The sequence below is a fragment of the Bacillus sp. LB7 genome (genome assembly GCF_030449715.1).
GTDB classification, from domain to species: Bacteria; Bacillota; Bacilli; order Bacillales; family Bacillaceae; genus Bacillus; species Bacillus paralicheniformis.
Genome location: NZ_JASGCA010000002.1, coordinates 55,724 through 82,492, shown reverse-complemented (window position 1 = coordinate 82,492; position 26,769 = coordinate 55,724). Strand labels below are relative to the sequence as shown.

Below are 26,769 nucleotides of genomic sequence, written 5' to 3'. Positions count from 1 at the left end.
CGTAAAAAAAGGATGAGCCCTTAATCGAGGAGCGCCTGCACTTTTTTTCTGAACAAAAGAGGCACGGTAATGAATATCAAGTAAATTGCCGCTGTAGCTGCAATCGCTATGATGTCGCCGGTCAAGAGGCTTGACCCGAGCACATTTAAAATAACGGTGCCCGGAATGATGCCCGCGGCCGTCGCCAGGACAAACGACAGGGGCTTCACTTTGGAAACGCCTGCCGCATAGCTGACCGCGTCAAAATGAATCGGCGCGAGCCTCAAGAGCAGAATGCAGAAAAAGCCGTTTTTCCGCAAAAGCGTCCGCAGGCTGTCAAGCTTCAGCGGCATGTGCTGAAAGTTTCCGCCGAGCCTGTATGCAACAGCGAATGATAAAAATGCACCGCCTGCCGCCCCGATAAAAGAATACAAAGAGCCAAACAGCGGACCGAATGCGAGGCCGCCGCTGACGGCGAAAACGGAAGCAGGAAGCAGCAAAAACGGCCGGATCATCAATAATCCGATATAGATCAGCGGGGCGAAAATCCCGAAGGATAAGACGCCTTCTCTTATATGAGCGGGGCTCAGATTCAGGTATTTCGCATTCAGCCATAGTCCGGCCGCCGCGATTGCAGCGATAACCGTCCATTTGGCCAAGGTTCTTTTTCGCATCTTCTTCATCTCCGTGATTGAAGCTCGGGGTCATGTGATTACTGACGCCGGTTTTTCCCGTCCAGCCGGACAGGCGTCGCTAAATACAGCACCCTCTCCATCAGCCTTGCCGCTTTCACCTCTTCTTTTTCGCCCCTTTGCGAATAGGTGAAATGGTGTTTCAGTTCATTGGGGTCAAAGTTTGAAGAGAAAAACGTCGGCAGCTGATGAGACATTCTGTGCTGAAGGATGGCGCCGAGTACCTCATCCCTCACCCAGCTTGACATGGACTCCGCACCGATATCATCGAGCATCAGAATCGGCGTAGACTTGACCATCTCAAGCTTTTCCTCAAGCGACTGATCGTGTATCGCATTTTTCAGTTCCCTGACAAATTCTGGGACATAGACGAGAATGGATGGATGGTCCTTTGCCGCAAGCTCGTTGGCGATGGCGGCCAGCATAAAGGTTTTTCCGACCCCGAACTTCCCGTAGACGTAGATGCCTTTTCCCTTTCCCGTTTCGCTATAGTCATGCAAGAAGCCCGTCACAAGCTGAAGGACCTTTAATCTGCTCGGGTCATCTCCGTCAATATCGGCAAACGTAGCATTCAAGAGATCCTGTTGAATATAGATGCTTTTAATCAGCGACCGCTGTCTTTCCCTCTCGTCCGCTGCCTTTTTTTCCGGACACCTGTCATATTGAACATCGATCGTCTTTCCGTTCATCACAAGCTTTGGATGATAACCTTGAATCAGGTTTTTGCATTCTTTCAGACTCGGGCAGTCTTGGCATGCTTTGCTTTGCTGTGTAAATTCATAAAGCTTGTTTAGGCTCCTGTCGATCATTCCTTGATCCACTTCTGCCTGACGGCTGTTTAAAAACTCCTGAACATCCTTGTCAGAGAGCACTTTTTCTTTCATATCTTCAAGGCGTTTTTGAAAATCGGGTCTCGTCGTCACGCCTTGCAAAGCGCGTTTAATCGGCTCCATCATCTTCACCTCACATTAAAGAGCGGAATGGTTTTTCAGTTTTTTTATTTCTTCGAGCAGCTTCTGTTTCTGCTGGTCAAAGCCTTCTCTGGCTGCGGAACCGGCCGGCTCTGTTTCCGGCGGTTTGCTGTCGGCTTCGTCACTTTCCCGAAGCCAGTCAGGCAGCTTTTCTTCCCTGATGACTTTCTTGTTCCGGGAAGGGTTTTTCTTCCCTTCCGCCCATTCAAGATATTGGCGGTTTTCTTCTTTCGCAAGCTTCATGGCCTCTCTAACCGTGCGAACGTTTTTTCTGGCCCAGTGAGAAGCGATTTTTTGGGTGTAATTTTTCGAAAGCTTCATATCGGTTTTCAGCATGACATAATAAATCAGAACATTGATGACGCCGGGCTCTAATTTTTGGTCAAGCATAATTTCTTCTATAATTTTCAGATCGGCTTTGGATGGTTCCGCTCCGCCGCCGATATCCTGCAGCAGCTTTTTTGGCGATACCTGCTCAAGCAAAGCGATCAAATTGTCTTCCTTGGCGTTCGTTGACGACTGGTGATTCGGCTGTTCGCGGAGATTCATCGGCTGCACTTTGTCGACGAGTTCCGGAAGCGGGCCGCTGCGCTCGATTTGATACCAGTCGCTCGCCGCTTTTCTGAGCGCTTCTGTCGTGATCGTATCGTGCTCGTCAACGGCTGACATGACGACGTTTTGCATCTGAAGCGGTTCGATCCCGTAAAGAAAGGCGAGCTTTTTAATCGTTTCCTTCACTTGGTCTGTCAGCGCTTTTCTCGGGATCAGCGTGTCGGATAGACCGGCGAGAAACAGTTGAAAGTCAAAGGCGTCGTCTGTGACTGCCGCCGGTTTGCCATTCCCTTCTTTCATCCATTCACGATCTTCGCGAAGCTCCATCGCTTCGATCATATCGTCAGACATCTTCCATTCGCTCGGCTGGACAGATGCAAAAACTTCGTTGAAAGAACGGGTGATATCCCGTGCTTCTTCGGGAACAGACGGGTGGGAAAAGTATTCTTTCAGCTGCTGAAACCTCGCTTTTCCGACGCGGTTGTACAAGAAGACATTCAGCATGCCGTCCTGAAAGAACTCATCCGGTCTGAGCGGCGGAATCAATTCATATATAAACAAACGTTCGTCTTCCGTTTCTTTTATAAAAGTTTTCAACAGTCCGATTCCCTCAAGCTTTTCCTTTTCTGAGTGAATCGTCTTCAGGTTGGTCTGCATCGCCGCCATCAGCTGTCTGTGAGTCGAGCTTTTCCCCCAGACTCTGTTTTGCTCCAGCTCTCCCCACAGCGTGAGAAACAAGCTGAAGGAAAAAGAACCGATCAGAGGCTGATACAATAGCGTGACAATTTGCCGGTCCAAGTCCTGTAGCAATCCGCAGCTTTTGACAACGTACGGATCGACAGGAAGCAAATTTTTCCAATAATTACTCATATTTTTTGTCAACCTTCCACTTTGTTTCTTGTCCTCATTTTACACCTTTTTCAGGCCTTCATGTCACACGACCGTGGTTTTATCATGAGAAAAGAGCTGGATTAATTTACAGCTCTTTACCGTTCTTTCTTTATTAAGTCTTTCAGCTCGTCGATAAATACGTTAATATCTTTAAATTGGCGGTATACTGAAGCAAACCGGACATATGCGACTTCGTCGATTTTCGCAAGCCGGTCCATCACCATTTCTCCGATCATGTCGCTTTTCACTTCAGCAACGCCTTGATTTCTAAGCTCTTTTTCAATTTCAAAGCAAATATCCTCTAGCTGCTTTAAGGCGACAGGGCGTTTTTCGCACGCTTTGATCAAACCGCGGAGCATCTTCTCGCGGCTGAATTCTTCCCGGATTCCTTCTTTTTTTACGACGATGAGCGGAATTTCTTCCACTTTTTCAAATGTAGTAAATCGATAGTTGCATGATTCGCATTCGCGTCTTCTGCGAATCGATCTGCCTTCGTCAACGGGACGGGAGTCCAAAACCCTCGTCCCGTTATGCTGACATGCTGGACATTTCATTTTTTCAGCTCCCTATTCAATTGTTTGAATGCACAGATTTCTGCAGCTTTCCGTCCAGTTCGCTGTATAGCGTCGAGACAAGCCCGCGGCTGTAGCCAAAATCGGTCGGCAAAAACGTTTCCGTTGACACATTAAAATCCACCGCTGTATCAAAAGGGCGAATCGAAACGACTGTCGCCACCACAAAAGCTTTTCTCGTTTTTTTCACCTCGGCGCTGATTTCTCCTCTTTCTTCCGACACCGATGTCACCTTGCAGCCGTCAATCCCTTCCAGCACTTCCTTTACAGCATTGAGCGCTTCTTTTGACGCCGCTTTATAATAGCGGCTCTTCAGCTCGTCCGAAGGATGGCGGTCAGACGTTTCGGCGTGTGTAGAAAAAAACCGGTGAATGTTTTGAAAAAGACTCATATCCCCTGTCCCCTTTGTCTTTCTTCTCTATATTTTATTAAAAAAATGGTTGATTTCCAAGGGAAAACAAATTAGGGCAGAGAATGACGGGGAGAATATGTTTCGGGGATTGTCGCGAGAGGAAAGAAAAAGGAGCGGATTTTAAAAGCGGTGTCCGCTTTTTTATCCAGCTCCTCTATCGGCATTAAAGTGCCTGTGCTTTGGCTTTGGCCTGTTTCACCTGAACAGGTCCCATGCCTCTCGGTATTTCAATGTTCTCTCTTGTTTCCGCTCTTAATTCTTCTGCGATATAATCGGCAGCTACGTTCGGATCTAAATCTCCGCAAGTATAAACATCAATGCTGGCATATCCGTGTTCAGGAAAACTGTGAATGGTCAAGTGAGATTCAGAAATAATCACGACCCCGCTTACACCTTGAGGTGCAAACTTATGAAAGGCTACCTCACGTACCTCAGCACCTGACTTCAGTGCCGCATTTACAAACGTTTTTTCAATAAAATCCATGTCATTCAGCTTATCAAAATCGCATCCCCAAAGTTCGGAGATAACGTGACGCCCCATTGTTTCCATAGCATGGACCCCCCTTAACAAGAATTAAAAAAGTGAATTTCCAAGCAACTGAACCGGTCATTTACCACGGGGGAAAGTTAGTCCGGAGAGGTCCTAACCCTTTAAGTAATGCCGAAGCGCTCACGAACTAGAAGTTCACGAAAAATAGTATACTTTGTTTGAATATTTTTTGCAAGGCGGTTTTATCATTTGATGGTTAAGGGGTATTGATTTTTTATCCGTCCATGCTCTTATTTTATACAGCCGAAGGGTGTTTCATTCTTGAAGCCACGTATCTGATCAAATCGACAACCCTGCATGAATATCCCCATTCGTTGTCATACCATGCGAGCACTTTCACCTTTCTGTTTTCAAGCACCATTGTTGAAAGGCTGTCAATCACGGCCGAGTATGGATTCGTATTAAAATCGGATGAGACAAGCGGTTCATCGCATACATCGAGGATGCCGGACATGGAGTCTGCCGCCGCCATTCGGAACGCCTCATTAATATTCTCTGCTGTCACATCGCTTTTTAAATCAGCCACAAGGTCAACGAGTGACACATTTGAGACGGGAACGCGCAGGGCCAGGCCGTGCATTCTTCCTTTTAAATGAGGCATGACAAGTGACAGCGCTTTCGTGGCGCCTGTCGTTGTCGGAATGATCGAAGACCCGCAGGCGCGCGCCCTTCTCAAGTCTTTGTGCGGATTATCAATATTTTTTTGATCATTTGTAAATGCGTGAACGGTGGTCACCAGGCCGTTTTCAATGCCAAATGCATCATCAAGCACTTTTGCGACAGGAGCGAGACAATTCGTCGTACAGGAAGCGTTTGAAATAATCGTATGATGCTCCGCATCAAATTCGCGTTCGTTGACGCCCATCACGATTGTGATGTCTTCATTTTTCCCCGGCGCTGTCAAAATAACTTTTTTCGCGCCGGCTTCAATATGAGCTTCCGCTTTTTCTTTTGAGTTGAATTTCCCCGTCGCTTCCACGACGATGTCAATCCCGTATTGCGCCCACGGAAGAAGCTTAGGGTCCCTCTGATTGGTCAGCATGACCTTTTTACCGTTAACGAACAGGCAATCGTCTCCAGCGTTTACATCAAGCTCATATCGGCCGTGATTTGTGTCATACTTTATTAAATGAGCGAGCGTTTCCGGAGGGTAGCTCGCATTGATCACCGCAATGTCAATCTGTTCATCAAGCATCGCTTTTCTAAACACCATTCTGCCGATCCGGCCGAATCCGTTTATCGCAACTTTCACTTTCATCAAATATGCACCCCTTATTTTATGTCATTCCACATCATGATTTATTCAAAATAAGTATAACACATTATTTTTAATTAGCCATACCATTTGTTTCTTTTACAGCAAATTTACGCATTTTTTGTGAAACAGTGAACAAAGGACTAGAAAAAAACGGCATTAAAGCATATATTTCAAATCCATCTTTAGTGCTACAATTTCCAACGGCGCTAAATTTTCACACGACAGAAGGCAGTGTCTTCAAGGAAGGACAACCATGAAACTAACCAAAAACGTATATTTTATCATTTCTTTTTTGGCTGCGGCCGGCATTTATTTTTTTATAGGAACAGCGGCAGCTTCCGCGGCAAACGAAGATTATCCGAAACAGATGATCAGGCTGGAAAGCTTATCAGGCATAAACATCACGCCCGCCGGGAATCAGGATAATGCACCGCTGACAACAAAACAGACAAGCGGGGAAAAAGCAGAAAGATGGAGGCTGGATACGTCTGACGGCAAACAGTTCAAAATCAGAAATATGGATAACGGCAAAATTATCATCCCTGCCCATTACGCATTGTCAGACAATAATCCCGCTGTAGTCTACTATGACAATTCACGGAAGGAAGAGTTGTGGAATATTATTGGGGCTGACAAAGACGGAAATGGAGACTTTATCACGTATAAAATCGTCAGTGCACAAAACAACAGCCTTGCACTGACACTGGACGGCAGCGGAGTGAAGCTTGCCAAATATACAGGCAGCTCCGTCCAAAAGTGGAAACTTCCAAGCGACGGGCTCGAAGGTTTCGCGGGCTATGCAAAGGAAACGAACGGCAAGCAGAAAACAGGCACAACCGGCGGCCTGCTTGGAAAAGTCGTCTATGTCAACAATCTGGGCGAACTGAAAGCCAATATTGAAGGTTCAACGACCCGCACCATTGTCGTCTCCAGCAATATCGGCGCTTCAGCCAAAACGGTATTGACGGTGGGCGCCAATAAAACAATTATCGGCTCGTATGAAAAACATAAGCTGAACAACATTTACTTTAAAACAAAAGCGGACTCAGGCAACGTTATTTTCAAAAACCTGATCATTGCACATGATGCATCCATAAATGAAAACAACGACATCCCTGTTTACATTACCGATTCGAGAAATTACTGGATTGACCATGTCACATTCCAGGGCCACAGCTATTCAGCAAACGGTCACGATCTCGACAAGCTCTTATACATCGGCGCTAAAGCCGATTACGTCACACTGTCTCACAGCACATTCACAGACCACAGGTACGGCTTGATTCTCGGCTGGCCTCAAGATGATAAGCAATACCACAGTATATATAATGGATATCCGCGGATGACGATCAGCCACAACCGCTTTGAGAATCTCTATGTCAGGGCGCCCGGCTTGATGCGTTACGGCCATTTTCATGTGAAAAACAATTATATCAACAATTACCATCTTGGCTTCACGATAACCACATTGGCCAAAATTTATTCTGAAGCCAATTACTTCGGCACGGGCAGCGAGAAAGGCATACTTGATGATTACGGAGACGGGTCGTTTAAAGATGTCGGGTCATATCCGGCGATAAAGGGACAGAAATCGCCTGAAACAAGCTGGAAACCTTCATCCAACTACAGCTATCGGACGATGAAGGCAGGCAATGCCAAAGCTTTTGCCGAACGGTATGCAGGAGCACAACGCACCACGCTGTATTATGCGAATTACAGCCAGTTTAAAAACGACTAATAAAAAAGTGAGCGCAATTTCGCGCTCACTTCAGATTGTTGACAAAATCCCAAAACTGCTCTTAGTTTTGGAATTTTGTCATCCTTTCAGCGTGATTGAAAACCCTTGCAGTCTAGGAAGGCCGAGCATCGGAGCGGAGCGAATGTTGGAATTCGTGAGCACCGACGCGCAGACCTGACAACGAATGCGAGGGTTTGTCGACACGCTGAAGTGAGCGCAATTTCGCGCTCACTTTTCAATATTTGACCATGTATCAAGCAGCTGATGAAGCTGCGCTTCTGTATCTTTCAGACTGCCGCTGTTATCGATCACCGCGTCTGCCTTTTTCTTTTTTTCTTCAAGAGAATGCTGGGCGTGAATTCTGTTCAGCGCCTCGTCTTCAGTGAGCCGGTTTCTTTTCATCAGCCGCTCAAGCTGAAGCTCCATCGGCACCCAGACGACGATCACTTTATCTGTCAAATGTTCAAGCCCGCTTTCATATAAAAGCGGAATATCGAGAACAACAAACTGTTCACCGGCCCGGATGGCTTCGTCGCGCTGTTTGATCATCATTTTTCTCACTTCCGGATGGACGATCGCATTTAACTGCATCCTCTTTTCTTCGTTAGCAAAAACAATTTCTCCAAGTTTTCTCCGGTCGATATCGCCTGTTTCAAGCAGCACGCCTTGACCAAATGTCTCAGCGATTTTCTGATAAGCGGGCATCCCTTGTTCAACAGCCTCTTTCGCGATCACGTCCGCATCGACGACCGTGATGCCGCACTGCTGGAACATTTGCGCGACAGTGCTTTTGCCGCTGGCAATCCCTCCGGTCAACCCGATGACCAATGTCAAAGGCCTGCACCTCCTTCTTACAGTTTCCAGATGCCGATCATAATCAGCAATATACCGGGAAGAAAGGTCAGTTTATCCATCCAGTTCCATTTCGATAAAAATCGTCCCGCCTGTATTCCGCAAAATACGAACAATGAGCTCATGATGCCTACCGTAATGCTCATCGGTACAGGGGAAAAGCCGAGCGCAGCCGCGCCGATCCCTGCTCCGAACGCGTCAATAGAGAGGGCGAAACCGAGAAGGAAAGCTTCTATACCGGTAATGATTCCTGATTTATCAATGTCGGCGCTTGTCGGTTTTCTTAATATGTGTATCACGATTCCGAGCGATTTCAATTCAAGGTTGATGAGCGTTTTTTCAGAGAAGACGAGATCCTGTTCTTTCTCCGGCCTGAAAAACTGATACAGCACCCATGCGCCGATCCCCATTAATATGACGGCTCCGAGCCTTTCTGTTACGACAACGGGCAGGAATTTCGCCAAAAGGGTTCCGATCATCATAGCCATATACATCACGGCACCAGAGCAAAAAGCAATAATCAAAATCGCTTTAAATGGGATTTTCAACTTTCGCAATCCGTAAGTAAATCCGACTGAAAAACTGTCCAAGCTGACGGCAAATGCCAGCAGCAAGAAAGATGCAAACATCATATCAGGCTCTTCCTTTCTGTTGATGCGAGCGGTGTAAGTCATGCAGCCTAAAGGCAGCTTTCTAGGCTTCTTATATATATGAAAGAAGAAAACCATCCGTGTGTTGTTCACCCGAAAAAGAAACATCACACCTTAAAGCTTGCTTTTCACAGCTATATGGAGCCTATGCATCGACAGCTTGAACCATGATACGGCTTGCTGTTGTCCCTTTTATGCGATTGTCATTTTTTCTGGCACTTTATGCAAAAATGCGTGCCCCTTCCGCCAACGACTGTTTTTTCAATTGGAGATCCGCACTTTTTACAAGGTTCATCTTTCCGGCCGTAAACGAAAAGTTTGAGCTGGAACATGCCGATTTCTCCTTGTGAATTGATGTAAGATCTGACTGTGCTTCCCCCTGCTTCAACGGCTTCCTTTAATGTTTGAACGATCTCTTCATGAAGAAGAACCGTCTGTTTTTTGGTGAGCTTGTTCGCTGTTGTCTCGGGATGGATACCGGCTCTGAACAAAGCCTCGTCGACATAAATATTGCCCAGTCCGACCACTGTCCGCTGATCGAGCAGTGCGGTTTTCACCGAGCGGTTTGTTTTCTTCAGGCGCTCTCTTAAATAACCGGCTGTAAATTCTCCGCTGAAAGGCTCGGGACCGAGCTGCCTGAGAGGCAGCTCCGTCAGTTCCTCCCCCGGCTTAAACAAATGCATCGTGCCGAACTTTCTGACATCCCGGTAGCGCAGTTCGCTTCCGTCCGTGAACCTGAAAATGACGTGCACATGTTTATCAAGGGGTTCATCGTTTTGATGAAGCCCGTACTTTCCTTCCATTCTCAAATGGGAAACCATGACACAGTCATCAAGATGAAACAACAGGAATTTTCCCCTTCTTCCGATCGACTGAAACGTCTGACCGGCCAGGAGCCTTGCGAATTCCTCAGGCTCCTCCGGCCGTTTTATGATTTTTGTCCATCTGACATCAACCGCATCGATCGTTTTCCCTCTTACAAGCCCGGCAAGAGTGCGCCGGACCGTTTCGACCTCTGGTAATTCCGGCACATCATCACTTCCTTTTCTCTATTTTGCATCGTACCATGAAGGCCCTGAAGCGCAGTCCACTTTCAGTGGAACATCGAGCTCCAATGCATGTTCCATTACTTCCGGAACAAGTTTTTCAAGCACTTTGATTTCATCTTCAGGCGCTTCAAAAATCAATTCGTCATGAACCTGCAGCAGCAGTTTTGCCTTAAGATTTTTTTCTTTCAGCTTGTCCGCCATGTCGATCATCGCTTTCTTAATGATATCTGCGGCGCTTCCCTGGATCGGCGTGTTCATCGCTGTCCGTTCGGCAAAGCTGCGCAGGTTGAAATTCCGGCTCGTCAATTCCGGGATATACCGCCTCCGGCTTAAAAGAGTCGTCACATAGCCCTTCTGTTTCGCTTCTTGAACGGTCTCTTCCATATATTCTTTGACTCCCTGGAAGCTGTGGAAATAGCGCTCAATAAACGCTGCCGCTTCCTTTCTTGTAATGCCCAGGTTTTGCGACAAGCCGTAGTCGCTGATTCCGTAGACGATTCCGAAATTGACGGCTTTCGCCTGCCTTCTCATCGCAGGGGTGACTTCTTCTTCTGATACATGAAAAACATCCATCGCCGTTTTCGTGTGAACGTCCATATCGTTCGTGAACGCTTCAATCAAATTTTTATCCTTTGATATGTGGGCGAGAACCCTCAATTCGATTTGGGAGTAATCCGCAGCGAACATGAGCCAGCCTTTTTGCGAAGGGACAAACGCCTGGCGGATTTTGCGGCCTTCCTCAAGACGGATCGGTATATTTTGCAGATTAGGATCGGTTGAGCTGAGCCTTCCCGTCTGTGTTAAAGCTTGATTAAAGCGGGTATGCACTTTATGGCTGTCTTTTTTGATCACTTTTAAAAGCCCTTCGACGTATGTGGACTGGAGCTTGCCAATCTGTCTGTAGTGCAGAATATCCTCGATAATGACGTGTTTGTCGCGCAGTTTTTCCAGCACATCGGCTGAAGTCGAATAGCCCGTTTTTGTTTTTTTGACGGCAGGCAGCCCGAGTTTTTCAAACAAAATCACACCGAGCTGCTTTGGTGAATTGATGTTGAACGTTTCACCTGCTGACTCGTGGATTTTTTTCTCGTATTCCGCTAATTTGGCGGACAATTCTTCACCCATTTTTTTCAGTCTGCCGACATCGACTTGGACACCGATCGATTCCATCTCACCGAGAATGTGGGCAAGGGGCATTTCGAGCGCTTCAAACAGATCGAGCTGCTCGTTTTTCTCCAATTCATCAAGGAGCTTTTCGCGCAGCAGCGATATCGCCTTCGCTTTTCTGGCTAAATGGTCGGCAAGCTCCTTCTCATCCGGCACCGCCTGTTTCGCGCCTTTTCCGTAAACCGCTTCATCTGCCGCGACGATGTGTAATTGATGTTCTTTCGCAACGCTTGCAACATCGTCGTAGGAGTGTCCCGGATTGATGATATAGGCCGCAAGGAGAACGTCAAATTCTGCGCCTTTCAGTTCGATGCCCCGCCAGCGCAAAGCGACCGCCGCGCGTTTTGCATCAAACACCCATTTCTTTTTCGACTCGTCTTCGGCCCACTCTTTAAAACGGTCCGACTGAACGGCCGTCTCTTCCGGGATGAAGAAAGCGCCATGTTCGTTGACGATCGAAAAACCGAGGATCGGCGCCTCATGATAATTGTCACCGAGCTGTTCGACAACGAGTGAAGCCGGTGACGCAAACAAGTCATCGGTGATGTCTGTTTTGATCATGACGTTGATCTCTTCAAACTGTTCTTCTTCTTTTTCTCCCGGCTCTTCGCCAATCCTTTCGAGCAAAGAGTTAAAGCCGAGATCTTTAAAAATCTTGACGACCGCTTCCCTGTCAAAACCTTCGTATCCGAGGGAATCAAGGGTGACTTCAAGCGGCGCTTCTGTCGTAATTGTCGCAAGCTCTTTGCTCATCAATGCCTGTTCTTTAAATTCTTCAAGCTTTTCTTTCAGTTTTTTTCCGTTGACTTCGTCTATTGACGACAGCAGCTCCTCTATTGTATGGAACTGTTTCAAAAGCTTGATCGCCGTCTTTTCGCCGACGCCCGGCACGCCTGGAATATTGTCTGATGAGTCTCCCATCAGCCCTTTCATGTCAATGATCTGTTCAGGTGTAAGTCCGTACTTTTCCCGGACATGTTCCGGCGTATAGTATTCAACATCTGTAATGCCCTTTTTCGTGATGGCGACCGTCGTTCCTTCTGTAGCCAGCTGTGTCAGGTCTTTGTCGCCGGAAAAAATCTTCACTTCAAACCCGTCTTTTTCCGCTGATTTGGCAAGGGTGCCGATAATATCATCGGCCTCGTAGTTTTCAAGCTCATACCTTAAGATTTGATAGGCGTCGAGGAGCTCGCGGATAAACGGCAGCTGCTCGGACAGCTCGGGCGGCGTTTTTTGTCTGCCGCCTTTATATTCTTTAAACGTTTTATGTCTGAATGTCGTTTTCCCCGCATCAAAAGCAACGAGCATGTGGGTCGGTTTTTCTTCTTCAAGCATCTTCATTAAGATCGTGGTAAAACCGTACACAGCGTTTGTATGTATCCCTTTTTCATTGCTGAGAAGAGGCAGAGCGAAAAACGCGCGGTAAGCCAGGCTGTTTCCGTCGACCAATACTAATTTTTTTCTTTCAGTCATCTTTATCCTCCTAAGGAGCCGATTCGTCAGCTTCCATTCAACTTCGTGATCATATTTGCTTATTTTATTTTAGCAAAGTTCATTTTGAAAGGAAAATGAGAGTGATTTCGCAGAAAAATAAAAAAGGGACGCGCTGTTGATCGCGTCCGTCCATATGGCTCCTTGGATGAAGGGGTTCACTAATGATCCTATCAGCCAAGTTTTAACCATATATATAAAAGTTGTTAAGCCTTTGTAAAGTTTGCTAAATGAAGCTACTCGGATGCGCGTTTTAAGCGGACCGTGAATTCGGTGCCTTTTCCCCGCTCGCTTTCGACGTCGATTTCACCGTCGTGGGCTTCGACTAAATGCTTGACGATCGCAAGGCCGAGACCGGTTCCTCCTGAATTTCTGCTCCTGTCTTTATCGATCCGGTAGAAGCGTTCGAATATCCTCGGGATTTCGGACCGCTTGATCCCGATGCCCGTATCCTTCACTTTGATTTGCACTGCATTTTCCAGTACATCAGCCGAAATCGTTACGTTTCCATCTTCAGGCGTATATGTGAGGGCATTGTTCACCAAATTTAAAAAGATCTGCTTTAGTCTGTGCGGATCCCCGGAAGCAACGGCCGGCTTCTCCGGCTTTTCCAGGGTCAAGGTGATTCCTTTTTCCTCCGCTTTATTCTTCAAAAGCATCTCAATTTCAGCGAGGATTTCGCCAATATTGCAATTTTGAATATTCAAGGTGAAGTTTTGCTGTTCGATTTTCGACAGATCCAACAGGTCCTGGATCAACGTTTGCAGACGGCTGCTCTCTTTTAAGATGATCGATAGAAACTGCAGCAGCGTCTCCCTTTCGTTCATCGCTCCGTCCAAAAGCGTCTCGGTGAACCCTTTGATTGACGTAATCGGCGTTTTCAGCTCGTGGGAGACATTGGCGACAAAGTCCTTCCTCATTTCTTCAAGCTGCTTTCTTTCCGTCATATCATGGAACACGAGAACGATGCCTTTCCACTCATCATTGATGCCGATAATCGGAACCCCGTCGACTTCAAAATACCTTCTTTCAATTTTGATCGGCAGTTTAAACATTTTGCGGACCTTTGTTTCCGTCATGAAAATTTCTTCAATGAGATTAATGATTTCTTCGTGTTCGAGCACTTCGTGATAGAAATGGTAAAGAAGCTGATCGGCTTCTACGTGAAATTGCTTTTGATAAGCCCGGTTCACAAGGTGAATATAACCCTTTCCGTCGATTAAGATCAGCCCGGAGTCGATATTTTCGATGACGGTTTGCAGACGGTCGCGCTGCATTTCCTGGGCTCTTGTCATGTCCTGCAGGTTCTGGGCCAGCATATTGATGGACTGGCTCAGCATCGTTTCATCTTCGTTGAAAGTCCTTGCTTTATAGTTTCCTTTGGCAAGTTCAATCGCCACTTGTGTCGCAGACTCAATCGGATTCGTATATTGAGAGGTTATTCTCGCCCCAAGCCCGGCGATGATTAAAAAGGCCGTTCCAAGGCTCACGCCGAGGAGAATCCAGATCTTTTGATTGATATCTTGCAACGGATCGACAGGAGTGCTGATCAGAATATATCCATTCACATTCCCGTCTTCTTTCAGCGGCTGCACGTAACGGTAAACGGACTCGTCATCCGGGTTGATTCTGAAGCCTCCTCCTTCACCGTTTAAATCCGACTCAAGCGCTTCTTTGATAACGGATTGATCTTCTGCGCGGCCCCCAAAATGAAAAAGAACCTGACCTTTTGTATCAACCAGCGATACATGACTGTCCAGTTCACGGCTTGCCTTCTCTAAAATGGCTCCTTGCTCCGAAGACTTCATGTTTTCACGATTTGCCAATGAAGCGACCAAAGCGGCTTCTTTTTCAATATGGCTGCTCAGTTTGGCATCGTATGAGGAGTGAAACAAGTGAACGAGCAGAAAACCGAGTGAAGCAAATACGAGAATCAAAAGCGTCAGCAGGGCAGCTAAAAGCCGGGTCCGGAATTTAATCATTCAGCTTCGGCTCCTCCATTTTGTAGCCAAGACCTCTGATTGTTTTAATGTATTCCGGTTTTTTCGTATTTTTTTCGATCTTATCGCGAAGGTGGCTGATATGGACATCGACGATGCGCGTATCGCCCGCGAAGTCGTAGTTCCAGACAGCGTTGAGGAGAAGATCTCTCGTCAGCACCCTCCCTTTATGCCTTCCCAAATATAAAAGGAGTTCGAATTCCTTCGGCGTTAGCTCGAGGCGTTCGTTTTGAAAGTAAACCTCATAATGTTCAGGCAGTATTTTCAGTTCGCCTATGATCAGCTCGCCTGCATCCGGTTCTTCCGTCTCCTCCGGATGAACGGACAGCGTCTGTGTTCTTCTTAAAATCGCTTTGACCCTTGCCGTCACCTCTCTCGGGCTGAACGGCTTCGTCATATAGTCATCGGCACCCAGTTCGAGACCGAGCACTTTATCAAATTCATCATCCTTAGCGGTCAGCATCAAAATCGGATACATCAGCTTCTTCTGTCTGAGTTCCTTGCATACTTCAATGCCGTCCATTTTAGGAAGCATCAAATCAAGCACGATCAGATCCGGCTTCTCTTCAATCGCCTTTAATAAGCCGGCCTCCCCGTCCATGGCCGTCACCACATGATAGCCCGACCGTTCAAGGTTATATTTTAGAAGGGTAACAATCGATTCCTCATCATCTACAACTAATATCTTTTTGCTCATGACATGCCTCCAGGCTTCAGATTTCCCCGACATCTCTTTCTCTATCTTTTGTTAAATAAACGTTTTCACTCCTATTTTAACGAAAGCCTATCCGTTCGACAATTTGATTTTTCAGTGTTTTGCATAAAATCTCTCTTTTTCGGCCATAAACCGCTGTTTTAAGCGATGGAATGCTTCCAGAAAAAAGAATGAAAATGTCCGGGCAGATGATTATGATTAGGTATATGCTGACAGCCCGTGTTTATGTCTTGATTTTCATATGGTTTTATGTAAAAAAAGTTTGCATTCAAAAACAGGAAGGCTTGTATAAAGCCTCCCTGTTGTTTTCATTATGATAATACTTTCATGACGTTTTTGACTGATTCAACGGATCGATCAAGCTGACTTCTTTCTGTTTCAGTCAGTTCAAGTTCAATGATCTGTTCAAGACCGTTTCCGCCGATAATCGTCGGAACGCCAAGGTAAATGCCTTCATAGCCGTATTCGCCTTCAAGGTAGGCAATAGTCGGCAGCACGCGGCGCTGGTCTTTTAAGATCGCTTCAACCATTTCTGTCAGGGAAGCGGCCGGCGCATAGTACGCGCTTCCGTTTCCTAACAGATTGACAATTTCTCCCCCGCCTTTTCTCGTTCTTTCAACAATCGCATCGATCCGGTCTTTCGGAAGAAGCGTTTCAAGCGGAATGCCGCCTGCATAAGAGTAACGAACGAGAGGAACCATATCGTCCCCGTGTCCGCCCAGTACAAAACCTGTAATGTCTTTGACGGAAAGGTTGAGCTCCTGAGCGACAAACGTTCTGAATCTTGCCGTATCTAAAACTCCCGACTGGCCGATGACCCGCTCTTTCGGGAAGCCCGATTCCTTATAGACGGCGTATGTCATCGCATCCACAGGGTTTGTCAGAACGACGATGATGCAATCAGGTGAGTATTTAACAACTTCCTTCGTTACGCTCCTCATGATCTTTTCATTTGTAGCCACGAGGTCGTCCCGGCTCATTCCCGGCTTTCTTGCGATTCCCGCCGTGATGACGACGATATCTGAGCCGGCCGTATCTTCATAGTTTGCCGTTCCTGTAATATTCGCGTCAAATCCTTGGACAGGGCTCGCTTCCAGCATATCGAGCGCTTTCCCTTTTGTAGGGTTTTCAAGCTGCGGAATGTCGACTAGCACGACGTCAGCCAATTCTTTTTGAGCCGTTAAAAACGCAGTTGTTGCACCTGTAAAACCCGCTCCGATGACAGATACTTTATTTCGCTTCTTTCCCATGTTTTCTACCCCTTTTAATTGTTGTTTGTTTTACCCCAAAACAGCAGCCGTTTAAGACATATTTTTGATAAGCTCATCACCGAATTCAGAGCATTTGACTTCAGTCGCGCCGTCCATCAAACGAGCGAAATCGTATGTGACGACTTTGGATGCGATTGTTTTCTCCATTGATTTAATCACAAGGTCGGCAGCTTCATTCCAGCCCAAATGCTCAAGAAGCAGCACACCGGATAGGATGACTGAAGACGGGTTTACTTTGTCAAGGCCGGCATATTTTGGAGCTGTACCATGTGTCGCTTCAAAGATGGCGTGTCCTGTCTCATAGTTGATGTTTGCTCCAGGAGCGATGCCGATTCCGCCGACTTGGGCAGCAAGCGCATCTGAAATGTAGTCCCCGTTCAGGTTCATTGTCGCCACAACATCAAACTCGGCAGGGCGGGTCAGGATCTGCTGAAGGAAGATGTCAGCGATGCTGTCTTTGATGATGACTTTGCCGGCCGCTTCAGCTTCGCTTTGCGCTTTGTTTGCAGCGTCTTTGCCGTCTTTTTCAGCGATGCGGTCGTATTCGGCCCATGTGAATACTTTATCGCCGAATTCTTTTTCAGCCACTTCATAGCCCCAGTTTTTAAAGGCGCCTTCCGTGAATTTCATGATGTTTCCTTTATGGACGAGCGTTACAGACTTGCGGCCGTGCTCGATTGCATACTCGATCGCAGCTCTGACAAGCCTTGACGTTCCTTCTTCAGAAACCGGCTTGATACCGATGCCTGATGTTTCAGGGAAACGGATTTTGTTAACGCCAAGCTCGTTTTTCAGGAATGAAATCAGCTTTTGAACTTCTTCAGAGCCTTTCGCGTATTCGATGCCGGCATAGATATCTTCAGTATTTTCGCGGAAGATGACCATATCCGTATCTTCAGGGCGCTTAACCGGTGAAGGAACGCCTGTGAAATAGCGGACAGGACGCAGGCATGTAAACAGGTCAAGCTCTTGTCTGAGCGCTACGTTTAATGAGCGGATTCCGCCGCCTACAGGAGTTGTTAAAGGACCTTTAATCGCGATCAGGTATTCGCGGATCGTATCAAGCGTTTCTTCAGGAAGCCATTCGCCTGTTTTGTTGTACGCTTTTTCCCCGGCGTAGACTTCTTTCCAAGTGATTTCTTTTTCGCCGTTATACGCTTTCTCCACAGCCGCTTCAAGAACCCTGGAAGCCGCTCTCCAAATATCAGGACCTGTTCCGTCCCCTTCAATAAACGGGATGACCGGGTTGTTTGGAACGTTTAATACTCCGCCGGAGACTGTAATTTTTTCGCCTTGTGCCACAATAAAACCTCCCATAATATGTAATTCTTCAATATAGAAAAACATTTGTTTCCCCCGTTTGGCGGGGGACAAACATGTTTTTTCATAGATTCATTAAATCGTTGTTTCCTTAGAAAAGCCGTTAAGAGGCCGGCCGAACGAAGCTCGAACAGCCCCTTTCAAACGGTCAGCTTCTGTCTTCAATCGGAATGAACGTCTGCATGTCAGGACCGGTGTAATCAGCCCGCGGACGAATCAGTCGGTTATTTTCATACTGTTCAAGAATGTGAGCGAGCCAGCCTGATACCCTGCTGATCGCAAAAATCGGCGTGAACAGATCATGGTCGATTCCTAAGCTATGATAAACCGACGCAGAATAAAAGTCTACGTTTGGCGGCAGCTTTTTCTGAGACGTGACGATTTCCTCAGTCCGCTCTGAAATCTCATACCATTTGCTTTCACCCGTTAAATTCGTCAAACGTCTGCTCATTTCCTTCAAATGTTTTGCGCGGGGATCGCCCTGGCGGTATACGCGGTGGCCGAACCCCATGATCTTTTCTTTCTTTTCAAGCTTGGCGTGAATATATGAATCTACGTTTTCAACCTCGCCAATCTCTGAAAGCATTTTCATAACTGCTTCGTTTGCTCCGCCGTGAAGCGGACCTTTCAAGGCCCCGATTGCGGCCGTGATTCCTGAGTAGACGTCTGAAAGCGTCGCGACGCATACTCTGGCTGTGAACGTAGATGCGTTCAGCTCATGATCCGCATGCAGAATCAAAGCTTTGTCAAACGCTTCCACTTCAACAGGTGAAGGTTCTTTTCCATTCAGCATGTAGAGAAAGTTGGCGGCAAAACCGAGTTCCGGATTCGGCTCAATCGGCTCGAGCCCTTTGCGGATTCTTGAAAAAGCAGCGACAAGCGCAGGCATCTTCGCTTGGAGACGCACTGCTTTTCTGTAGTTTGCTTCCGCATCCATTTGATCTGCTTCTTCGTCAAACAGTCCGAGTAAAGAAACGGCTGTCCGAAGAGCTGCCATCGGGTGGACTTTTCCATTCGAGTAAGATTTGAAATGGTCAATCACTTCTTTGGGGATACCGGCATTTTCAGAAAGCTGTTTTTTAAGCTCGGCGAGCTCCTCTTTGTTCGGCAGCTTTAAATGCCAAAGCAGATAAACAACTTCTTCAAAGCTGGCTTTTTCTGTCAAATCATCGATGTTATACCCTACATATGTAAGAGTATCATCAATAATTGAACTTACTGATGATGTAGTGGCGACTACCCCTTCAAGGCCGCGTGTTGCTGTCATACTCATCTCTCCCTTTTTTAAAAAATTTCCCCTTTTAAAATTAAACCAAAACCTAGGAGCAAAAACAACGCATGATGTATACATCTTCTTCAGCCCAAAAAGAAAATGCTTACATTAAATCGTTTTTCAAATAAAACAATCGTGCGTTTCTATATACCGTTCGATACTCCGAAATGCTTAATAAAGATTAAGCATATTTATATTATAAACAATAATCTGATAAATTTGTAGGTTTTTGATCAAAAATGCTTTCAAAGCCTTATAAATCAAGGGTTCGTAGTTATTTATTATCAACCGACAGCTTTGTAGAATCATGTATTCTTCTGTATCTATTTGGGGAAGGTTTCGGGGAGGGATTTTTATTAAAAGTGGACAAACGCATTCCCCCAGTTCTTTCATACTAATCGGTTTATGATTTTCACCTATAATAAATTTATAAACAAAAGAAAAAGAGATAAAATCTTTTACTCGTTACTTCACAAAAAATCCCCTTCATCCGTTTTAAAATGACAGAGGGGAGTTTTTATGAATGAAAAGTTATTATCAATATTTTGACTGATGTTCCCTTTTTAAAGAATCAGGTATGATCAGTAAAGAAAACGCTTTTAAAGAAAGGGGAATGCCGCATGCCTTATCGCATGAAACGAGTGCTGTTGCTTCTTGTCACTGGATTGTTTATGAGTTTGTTTGCAGTCACTTCTACTGCCTCGGCTCAAACAGGCGGATCGTTTTTTGACCCTTTTAACGGCTATAACTCCGGCTTTTGGCAAAAAGCAGATGGTTATTCGAATGGAAATGTGTTCAACTGCACTTGGCGTGCAAATAACGTATCAATGACGTCATTAGGTGAAATGGGTTTGGCGCTAACAAGTCCATCTTATAACAAATTTGACTGCGGGGAAAATCGCTCTGTTCAAACATATGGATATGGACTTTATGAAGTCAGAATGAAACCAGCTAAAAACGCAGGGATCGTTTCATCGTTCTTCACCTACACAGGTCCAACGGATGGAACGCCTTGGGATGAGATTGATATCGAATTTTTAGGAAAAGACACAACAAAGGTTCAATTTAACTATTATACAAATGGTGTAGGGAACCATGAGAAGCTTGTGAATCTCGGATTCGATGCAGCCAATGCCTATCACACGTATGCGTTCGATTGGCAGCCAAACTCGATTAAATGGTATGTCGATGGGCAATTAAAACATACCGCGACGAGCCAAATTCCGACTACGCCAGGAAAGATCATGATGAACTTGTGGAATGGTATTGGTGTCGATGACTGGCTCGATCCCTACAATGGTGTAACACCTCTATACGCTCATTACGACTGGGTGCGTTATACAAAAAAATAATCTCAAAAAAGATAAGAGCCTGCTGCCTCAACATAACCAGGCTCTTATGATTGTAATGTGAAGTTGCTGGCATGAATAGTCTTTTATACGAATCTTATCGAGATGATGTCAGCCCTCTTTCTGGGGTTGCTTATATGCGATTCTTTAGTTCTCTTTCTTTTGAAAATGACATCTTCATATCCTTCAATTTTAAAATCAATTTCTTTCTGTTTTCTATCAATTTTTCTCTTTCGTTCACTAAAATCACTTGCTGCCGTTCACGCCGCAATCATATCCGGCGTCTCTTGTTTAAGATTCTCCGGCACTGAACAGCACTCGCAGTTCGACAGCCGTCATCATAAAGGATGCGATCACTGATGCAAGCGTTTCAGCCCGAAAGAGACGATAGGTCATTTTTTCTTTTTATCCAAGCTTACCTGCTGAAGACTCCACAAATAAAAAACTACAAATTCGAAATAAACGGTCATATTTCTCCACACAAATTTTTGACAAATTGTGCCCTCTTTTTATAGAGGGCTTTATTTTTTTGCACCAGCTGACTCCTATTTACAGATTTTTAGTAGTTTTAACTGCGTTATTTATTTTTAGTTGCGAACGTTTTTTCAAACTAAAAAACCCCCTGAAACAGGGGGAGCTTGCCCGCATCTCTAAGATGTAAAATGCTGGACGGCCTGCATGACAAGATAGGCGATCCCGGCACCGATGAGCGGGCCGACGGCAACGCCTTTGAATAAAGCGACCGCTAAAATCGTTCCAAATACAAGAGCGGTGGTGATATGCGGGTCTTCCGCGAGCAATGTGATCCCGTTTTTGGCGATCAATGCTACGAGAATGCCCGCCCCGAGTGCGATCCATGCGTAATATGATTTCATCGCTTCGCCAAGCTGTTTAAAGCCGATCTCTCCAGTCGCAATCGGAACAAGGACCGCTATTGTAATAACGGTAACTCCCCAGTTAATCCCTTTGGATTGGATGGCCGGAAACAGCTTTTGATCGAGACCGGTCAGCTTGATCAAAAGCAGGACGGATACCGCGATGATCAACGACTGATTTTTCGCAATTAATGCGATGGCCAAAAGCAGGATCAAAAATAAATTAGCTTGAGTAAACATGCTGTATTCAACTCCATTTTTTTATGACCTTTCTCATAATAACAGGACTCAAGAATAAAATGAAATAAGGACATGCTTTCTAATATCAGGAGGATGCAGAATTGAATCAATCCTATCTCACAGCTGCGCTTCGGGCAGTGTATGTGCTGTTTTTGACCGCTGCTTGCGGAGCGGTCGGCTACTACTCTTTTCCGTTAACCTATCCTTTTGTGATTGCGCTTATTCTCGCCATCATGATCAACCCTTTTGTAGAATGGCTCGATAAGCGGACCGGGCTCCCGAGAGGCGTTAATGTCGGCATCGTGCTATGCGGCTTTTTGATCGCCGGAGCCGGCTTTTTGACACTGGTCGTTGCCGAGATTGTCTCTGGAACGGCTCATTTGGCTAAAATACTCCCCGTCCAGTTTAATAAAGCCGCTCTTTATATCGAATCGTTTTTTACGAATCAAATCATGCCGCTGTATAATCAGCTGGCCGCTTTTTTTGACGGGCTCGAAGCCGCCCAGCAGGAATCGATCATTACACAGGTCCAAAATTTGGGCAATGAACTCGCTTCAGGCACCGCTTTGTTTCTTTCAAAAATTCTTGAGACGGTGCCCCTCTTTTTAGCCTTTCTGCCGAATATGGCGGCCGTACTGATCTTTTCGCTCCTGGCCACTTTTTTTATCAGCAAAGATTTGCATAAAATCCAAAACAAGGCGAGGTCTGTTCTTCCTGATCGGCTGATCTCGGGTGCAGCGGCTGTTTATGTGGAATTGAAAAAAGCGCTGGCAGGATTTGTGAAGGCCCAGCTTACCCTTGTGGCGATGACGATGGTGCTCGTGTTGATCGGGCTTTCCGTGTTGAAGGTTAATCATGCTGTGGCCATCGCTTTTCTCATCGGGCTGGTCGACCTGCTGCCGTATTTGGGAACGGGGTCTGTATTTGTGCCGTGGATCGTCTATTTAGCAGCGTCCAAGCAGCTGCCGCTTGCGATCGGCCTCGGAATCCTGTACATCGTCGTGCTCGTCTTCAGGCAGCTGGCAGAACCGAAGATTTTGAGCCGGTCAATCGGACTTCATCCTTTGGGAACATTGATCGCGCTGTTTGCCGGTTTCAAATTGTTTGGTTTTCTCGGATTGATCATGGGCCCCGCCCTTCTCGTTCTCATTCAGGCTCTCTTTACAACAGGTATTTTTAAAGACATATGGCAGTTTATTACAGGAAATGAAAAATAAGCGGCAGCCTGCTTTTTCCATGCGGGCCGCCGCTTATCGGGTTATTTGATGATGTTGATCCGCCTGCCTTCAGACATCCTCTTCAGCTTGCGGGATATGAACGGTTTGAAACGGCTGCGCGTTGCCGGCAGCAGCAGCAGTAAACCGATGATATCCGATAAAAAGCCGGGCAGCAAAAGCAGCATGCCGCCTATGAAAATACAAAGCCCGTCCAAAATCGCATCCCCAGGCATTTTTCCGTACTGAAGATCGCGCTGAACTTTGTAGTAAACTTCGATTCCTTGTTTTTTGGCGAGAGCGGCCCCGAGAAATCCCGTCAAGATGATCAGCAAAACGGTCGGCAAGACACCGATCCAATTAGCGGACAAGAGGAACAGACCGATTTCACTCGCTGGAAAAATGACGAGAAATAATAAGAAAAACTTCATTGTCTTCACCTCATAATTCTAATATGGAAGCGAACGGCCGCCCTGTTTTGCTTGTGCCGCCTGCAAAAAAAGAAGGGAAAAGCTTCCCTTCTTCCAGCGTGTTGTCAAACCCTCGCATTCGTTGTCAGGCCTGCGCGTCGGTGCTCACGAATTCCAACATTCGCTCCGCTCCGATGCTCGGCCTTCCTACACTGCAAGGGTTTTCAATCACGCTGAATTGAAGGATGACAAAATCCTAAAACTGAAAAACGTTTTAGGATTTTGTCATCAATCTAAAAGAAGGGAAAAGCTTCCCTTCTTCTTCAATAAGCGATTAAAGTACGCTTGCACGTCCTTTGTAAACAGCTCCGCGGGCAGAGTCGACCGTGATGTCTTCTCCTTCTTTGAGAATGGATGTCGCATTTTCCATTCCGACGATGACAGGGATGCCGAGGCTCAAGCCTACAACTGCAGCGTGGCTGGTTAAACCGCCTTCTTCCGTAATCAGCGCAGCCGCTTTTTCAAGGGACGCCATCATGTCACGATCGGTGCTTTTTGTAACCAAAACGGCGCCTTCTTTCATTTTTTTATCCGCTTCTTGTGCATTTTGAGCGATGACCACTTCACCAAACGCGGATTTGCGTCCGATTCCCTGGCCTTTTGCGACCACGTCTCCGACAACATACACTTTCATCAAGTTTGTTGTGCCGGCTTCACCGACAGCTCCGGCCGTGATAACGATCAAGTCGCCGTGGCGTACGATGCCTGTGTCGAGAGATTTTTGCACTGCTTTTTCAAGCATTTCGTCAGTGGAGCTGTGGTTTTGTCCGCTTGTTGCGAAAACACCGAAGACAAGAGACAGCTTTCTTGAAACCGCATCGTTTACCGTAACTGCGACAATCGGCGCCTGCGGGCGATATTTGGAAATCATTCTCGCCGTATGACCGCTTTCTGTCGGTGTGACGATGGCATTCACGTCAAGGTTGATTGCCGTATGCGCCACAGACTGGCCGATCGCATCTGTAATTGACATGCTGACCTGCTTGCTTCGTGCAGAAAGGATCTTTTTATGGTTGAGCGCTTCTTCTGAACGGGAAGCGATATTGTGCATCGTCTGAACGGCTTCAACAGGGTAATTTCCCGCAGCAGTTTCACCTGAAAGCATAATCGCGTCAGTTCCGTCAAAGATCGCATTGGCAACGTCGCTCGCTTCCGCGCGTGTCGGACGCGGATTGCGCTGCATGCTGTCGAGCATTTGGGTAGCCGTGATAACAGGCTTGCCAAGCGCATTGCATTTTTTGATCAGTTCTTTTTGAACGAGCGGCACTTCTTCGGCAGGGATTTCAACACCGAGGTCTCCGCGTGCAACCATCAGACCGTCTGATACTTCAAGAATGGCATCGATGTTGTCAACGCCTTCCTGGTTTTCGATTTTTGGAATGATTTGAATATCTGCCGCATTGTGCTCTTCAAGAAGTTCGCGGATTTCAAGGACATCCGACGGACGGCGCACAAAAGATGCCGCGATAAAATCAACACCCTGCTCGATACCGAACACAATGTCGTTAGCGTCTTTTTCCGTAATTCCCGGAAGATTGACGCTGACGCCCGGCACATTCACGCCTTTTTTGTTTTTCAGCGTTCCGCTGTTCATTACTTTCGTGACGATTTCACGCTTGTCCTTGTTGACATCTGTGACTTCAAGTCCGATCAGTCCATCGTCAAGCAAAATTGTTGAACCAATTGATACATCGTGAATCAACCCATCATATGTAACTGAGATTTTTTCAGGTGTACCGATGACTTCTTCCATTGAAACGATCAGCTGAGAACCCGCTTCCAGTTCGATTGAACCGCCTTCCATTGTGTTCGTGCGGATTTCCGGACCTTTCGTATCAAGAAGGATACCGATATCTTTTCCCAGCTTGCCGGCTGCTTCGCGAATGTTTTTAATTCTTGCGCCGTGCTCTTCGAAATCTCCATGGGAAAAGTTCAAGCGCGCCACGTTCATTCCGGCTTCCATCAGCTGGGTGAGCTTTTCAACAGTTTCGCTGGCCGGTCCAATTGTACAAACTATTTTAGTCTTTCTCATATTGCTTCCTCCTCGGGTTTTACACTAGATTGACAGTTCTTGAGACAAGCGGTACATGCTTTGATCAATTGTATGTTTATGATCGAGTATTTCAATGATATCATGATGCACAAGCTGGTTATTTTGAATTCCGACACAGCGTCCGCCTTTTCCTTCAAGAAGCAGTTCAACCGCAAATGCCCCTAGACGGCTTGCCAATACACGGTCTGCTGCAGTCGGAGAACCGCCGCGCTGGATATGTCCAAGCACCGATACTCTAGTTTCGAGATTTGTGGCTTCTTCAATTCTTTTGCCGAATTCAACGCCGCTTCCGACGCCTTCCGCCACAATGATGATGCTGTGTTTTTTGCCGCGCTCATGCCCTCTTTTCAGCCTTGCAATAATTTCTTCCATATCGTAGTCAGCTTCAGGAATCAAAATGGATTCCGCGCCTCCTGCCAAACCTGACCATAAAGCAATATCCCCGGCATGGCGGCCCATTACTTCAATCACGTATGTACGTTCATGGGAAGTAGCTGTATCCCTGATTTTATCGATGGCATCGATAACGGTATTTAACGCCGTATCAAATCCGATCGTCAAATCTGTTCCAGGGATGTCATTGTCGATTGTTCCCGGCACTCCGACACAAGGAAAGCCGTGTTCTGTCAGCTTTTTCGCTCCCATATAAGAACCGTCTCCGCCAATGACGACTAATCCTTCTATACCATATTTTTTTAAATTCGCTATTCCTTTTTCCCGTCCTTCTACCGTTTTAAACTCAGGACACCTTGCTGTATATAGCTTCGTTCCTCCGCGGTGAATAATATCTCCGACAGAACCGATTTCAAGCTTTTCTATTTTTCCGCTGATTAAACCTGAATACCCGTTGTAAATTCCGTATACTTCTACGTCATGGTAGATCGCTTTCCTGACAACCGCGCGGACCGCCGCGTTCATTCCCGGGGAATCTCCGCCGCTCGTCAATACTCCGATACGTTTCATCTTTTTCACCTCGAAAACATATATAATTTACCTTAACACGTTCATTGTCGCTAAAACAATGAAAAAGGGATGAAAATTTTCCGAAAATCCCTATAAAACCTTACTCATTATACAATTAAACAAAAAGTTTTTAAATAAATTTTAAGCAAACTCTTTGAAAAATCGCGGGTGAAAGACACAATCCTTTCACTTTTCACCTTTA

The 26,769-nt window shown here is 46.3% G+C and carries 23 protein-coding genes and 1 pseudogene; 3 read left to right on the top strand and 21 right to left on the bottom strand.

Annotated features, from left to right (window positions below; translation table 11 throughout):
• Positions 1 to 20 precede the first annotated feature (20 nt).
• The 7 genes from QMZ64_RS02925 to QMZ64_RS02895 form a co-directional block, all read right to left on the bottom strand.
• Positions 21 to 653, bottom strand: a complete 633-nt coding sequence (locus tag QMZ64_RS02925; RefSeq protein ID WP_265625977.1) for a TVP38/TMEM64 family protein — start codon at positions 651 to 653, stop codon at positions 21 to 23.
• A 38-nt stretch (positions 654 to 691) separates the two neighbouring features.
• Positions 692 to 1,624, bottom strand: a complete 933-nt coding sequence (gene dnaI / locus QMZ64_RS02920; RefSeq protein ID WP_243942710.1) for a primosomal protein DnaI — start codon at positions 1,622 to 1,624, stop codon at positions 692 to 694.
• Between the two features lie 15 nt (positions 1,625 to 1,639).
• On the bottom strand, positions 1,640 to 3,064 hold the full coding sequence (dnaB, locus tag QMZ64_RS02915) for a replicative helicase loading/DNA remodeling protein DnaB (protein ID WP_265625976.1): 1,425 nt from the start codon (positions 3,062 to 3,064) through the stop codon (positions 1,640 to 1,642).
• A 116-nt stretch (positions 3,065 to 3,180) separates the two neighbouring features.
• Entirely contained in the window at positions 3,181 to 3,639 is a 459-nt protein-coding gene (nrdR, locus tag QMZ64_RS02910) for a transcriptional regulator NrdR (protein WP_020452543.1), read from the bottom strand.
• A 16-nt stretch (positions 3,640 to 3,655) separates the two neighbouring features.
• The gene (locus tag QMZ64_RS02905; protein ID WP_265625973.1) at positions 3,656 to 4,048 is read right to left on the bottom strand and encodes a cytosolic protein; all 393 of its coding nucleotides are present in this window, start codon (positions 4,046 to 4,048) and stop codon (positions 3,656 to 3,658) included.
• Between the two features lie 184 nt (positions 4,049 to 4,232).
• Complete coding sequence (speD, locus tag QMZ64_RS02900) at positions 4,233 to 4,619, bottom strand: adenosylmethionine decarboxylase (protein ID WP_003184296.1); 387 nt, start codon at positions 4,617 to 4,619, stop codon at positions 4,233 to 4,235.
• A gap of 235 nt (positions 4,620 to 4,854) precedes the next feature.
• Positions 4,855 to 5,877, bottom strand: coding sequence for a glyceraldehyde-3-phosphate dehydrogenase (locus QMZ64_RS02895; protein WP_301441125.1), 1,023 nt, complete (start codon positions 5,875 to 5,877; stop codon positions 4,855 to 4,857).
• 253 nt (positions 5,878 to 6,130) lie between these two features.
• On the opposite strand from QMZ64_RS02895, the gene QMZ64_RS02890 reads away from it, so the two are divergent.
• Positions 6,131 to 7,615, top strand: a complete 1,485-nt coding sequence (locus QMZ64_RS02890) for a pectate lyase family protein (RefSeq protein WP_326134709.1) — start codon at positions 6,131 to 6,133, stop codon at positions 7,613 to 7,615.
• Between the two features lie 228 nt (positions 7,616 to 7,843).
• Here the strand turns inward: QMZ64_RS02890 and coaE are convergent, their stop codons facing one another.
• The 9 genes from coaE to citZ form a co-directional block, all read right to left on the bottom strand.
• On the bottom strand, positions 7,844 to 8,449 hold the full coding sequence (gene coaE, locus QMZ64_RS02885) for a dephospho-CoA kinase (protein ID WP_243942706.1): 606 nt from the start codon (positions 8,447 to 8,449) through the stop codon (positions 7,844 to 7,846).
• Positions 8,450 to 8,466: 17 nt separating this feature from the next.
• Positions 8,467 to 9,141, bottom strand: coding sequence for a sporulation membrane protein YtaF (ytaF, locus tag QMZ64_RS02880; protein ID WP_256700615.1), 675 nt, complete (start codon positions 9,139 to 9,141; stop codon positions 8,467 to 8,469).
• A gap of 179 nt (positions 9,142 to 9,320) precedes the next feature.
• Entirely contained in the window at positions 9,321 to 10,148 is an 828-nt protein-coding gene (gene mutM / locus QMZ64_RS02875) for a DNA-formamidopyrimidine glycosylase (protein WP_265625967.1), read from the bottom strand.
• Between the two features lie 18 nt (positions 10,149 to 10,166).
• Positions 10,167 to 12,806 (bottom strand): DNA polymerase I, encoded by a 2,640-nt coding sequence (polA, locus tag QMZ64_RS02870; protein WP_265625965.1) that lies wholly within the window; start codon positions 12,804 to 12,806, stop codon positions 10,167 to 10,169.
• Between the two features lie 254 nt (positions 12,807 to 13,060).
• Positions 13,061 to 14,806: a two-component system histidine kinase PnpS gene (gene pnpS / locus QMZ64_RS02865; RefSeq protein ID WP_265625964.1), complete on the bottom strand. Its 1,746-nt coding sequence runs from the start codon at positions 14,804 to 14,806 to the stop codon at positions 13,061 to 13,063.
• Positions 14,799 to 15,521, bottom strand: a complete 723-nt coding sequence (locus tag QMZ64_RS02860; RefSeq protein ID WP_020452552.1) for a response regulator transcription factor — start codon at positions 15,519 to 15,521, stop codon at positions 14,799 to 14,801. The genes pnpS and QMZ64_RS02860 overlap by 8 nt, the downstream gene beginning before the upstream one ends.
• Before the next feature lie 329 nt (positions 15,522 to 15,850).
• Positions 15,851 to 16,789: a malate dehydrogenase gene (mdh, locus tag QMZ64_RS02855; protein ID WP_020452553.1), complete on the bottom strand. Its 939-nt coding sequence runs from the start codon at positions 16,787 to 16,789 to the stop codon at positions 15,851 to 15,853.
• A gap of 51 nt (positions 16,790 to 16,840) precedes the next feature.
• The gene (gene icd, locus QMZ64_RS02850; protein ID WP_144499094.1) at positions 16,841 to 18,112 is read right to left on the bottom strand and encodes an NADP-dependent isocitrate dehydrogenase; all 1,272 of its coding nucleotides are present in this window, start codon (positions 18,110 to 18,112) and stop codon (positions 16,841 to 16,843) included.
• Positions 18,113 to 18,278: 166 nt separating this feature from the next.
• A complete protein-coding gene (citZ, locus tag QMZ64_RS02845) occupies positions 18,279 to 19,397 on the bottom strand; it encodes a citrate synthase (protein ID WP_020452555.1) in 1,119 nt (372 codons plus the stop codon).
• Between the two features lie 626 nt (positions 19,398 to 20,023).
• On the opposite strand from citZ, the gene bglS reads away from it, so the two are divergent.
• Positions 20,024 to 20,755, top strand: a complete 732-nt coding sequence (bglS, locus tag QMZ64_RS02840; RefSeq protein ID WP_265625961.1) for a beta-glucanase — start codon at positions 20,024 to 20,026, stop codon at positions 20,753 to 20,755.
• Between the two features lie 260 nt (positions 20,756 to 21,015).
• Here bglS and QMZ64_RS02835 read toward each other — a convergent pair.
• Together QMZ64_RS02835 and QMZ64_RS02830 are read right to left on the bottom strand one after the other, a co-directional pair.
• Positions 21,016 to 21,142 (bottom strand): annotated as a pseudogene (locus QMZ64_RS02835) (transporter); the annotation flags it as partial.
• Between the two features lie 260 nt (positions 21,143 to 21,402).
• Positions 21,403 to 21,867, bottom strand: a complete 465-nt coding sequence (locus QMZ64_RS02830; protein ID WP_020452557.1) for a DUF441 domain-containing protein — start codon at positions 21,865 to 21,867, stop codon at positions 21,403 to 21,405.
• A gap of 101 nt (positions 21,868 to 21,968) precedes the next feature.
• Between QMZ64_RS02830 and ytvI the strand changes: the two genes are divergently transcribed.
• Positions 21,969 to 23,084: a sporulation integral membrane protein YtvI gene (gene ytvI / locus QMZ64_RS02825; RefSeq protein WP_265625960.1), complete on the top strand. Its 1,116-nt coding sequence runs from the start codon at positions 21,969 to 21,971 to the stop codon at positions 23,082 to 23,084.
• Between the two features lie 41 nt (positions 23,085 to 23,125).
• Here ytvI and QMZ64_RS02820 read toward each other — a convergent pair whose 3' ends face one another.
• The 3 genes from QMZ64_RS02820 to pfkA form a co-directional block, all read right to left on the bottom strand.
• Positions 23,126 to 23,512 carry an FxsA family protein gene (locus QMZ64_RS02820; protein WP_020452559.1) on the bottom strand — a complete coding sequence of 129 codons (387 nt, stop codon included), beginning with the start codon at positions 23,510 to 23,512 and terminating at the stop codon, positions 23,126 to 23,128.
• 313 nt (positions 23,513 to 23,825) lie between these two features.
• A complete protein-coding gene (gene pyk / locus QMZ64_RS02815) occupies positions 23,826 to 25,583 on the bottom strand; it encodes a pyruvate kinase (RefSeq protein ID WP_265625959.1) in 1,758 nt (585 codons plus the stop codon).
• 24 nt (positions 25,584 to 25,607) lie between these two features.
• A complete protein-coding gene (gene pfkA, locus QMZ64_RS02810; protein ID WP_020452561.1) occupies positions 25,608 to 26,567 on the bottom strand; it encodes a 6-phosphofructokinase in 960 nt (319 codons plus the stop codon).
• Between the last annotated feature and the right edge of the window lie 202 nt (positions 26,568 to 26,769).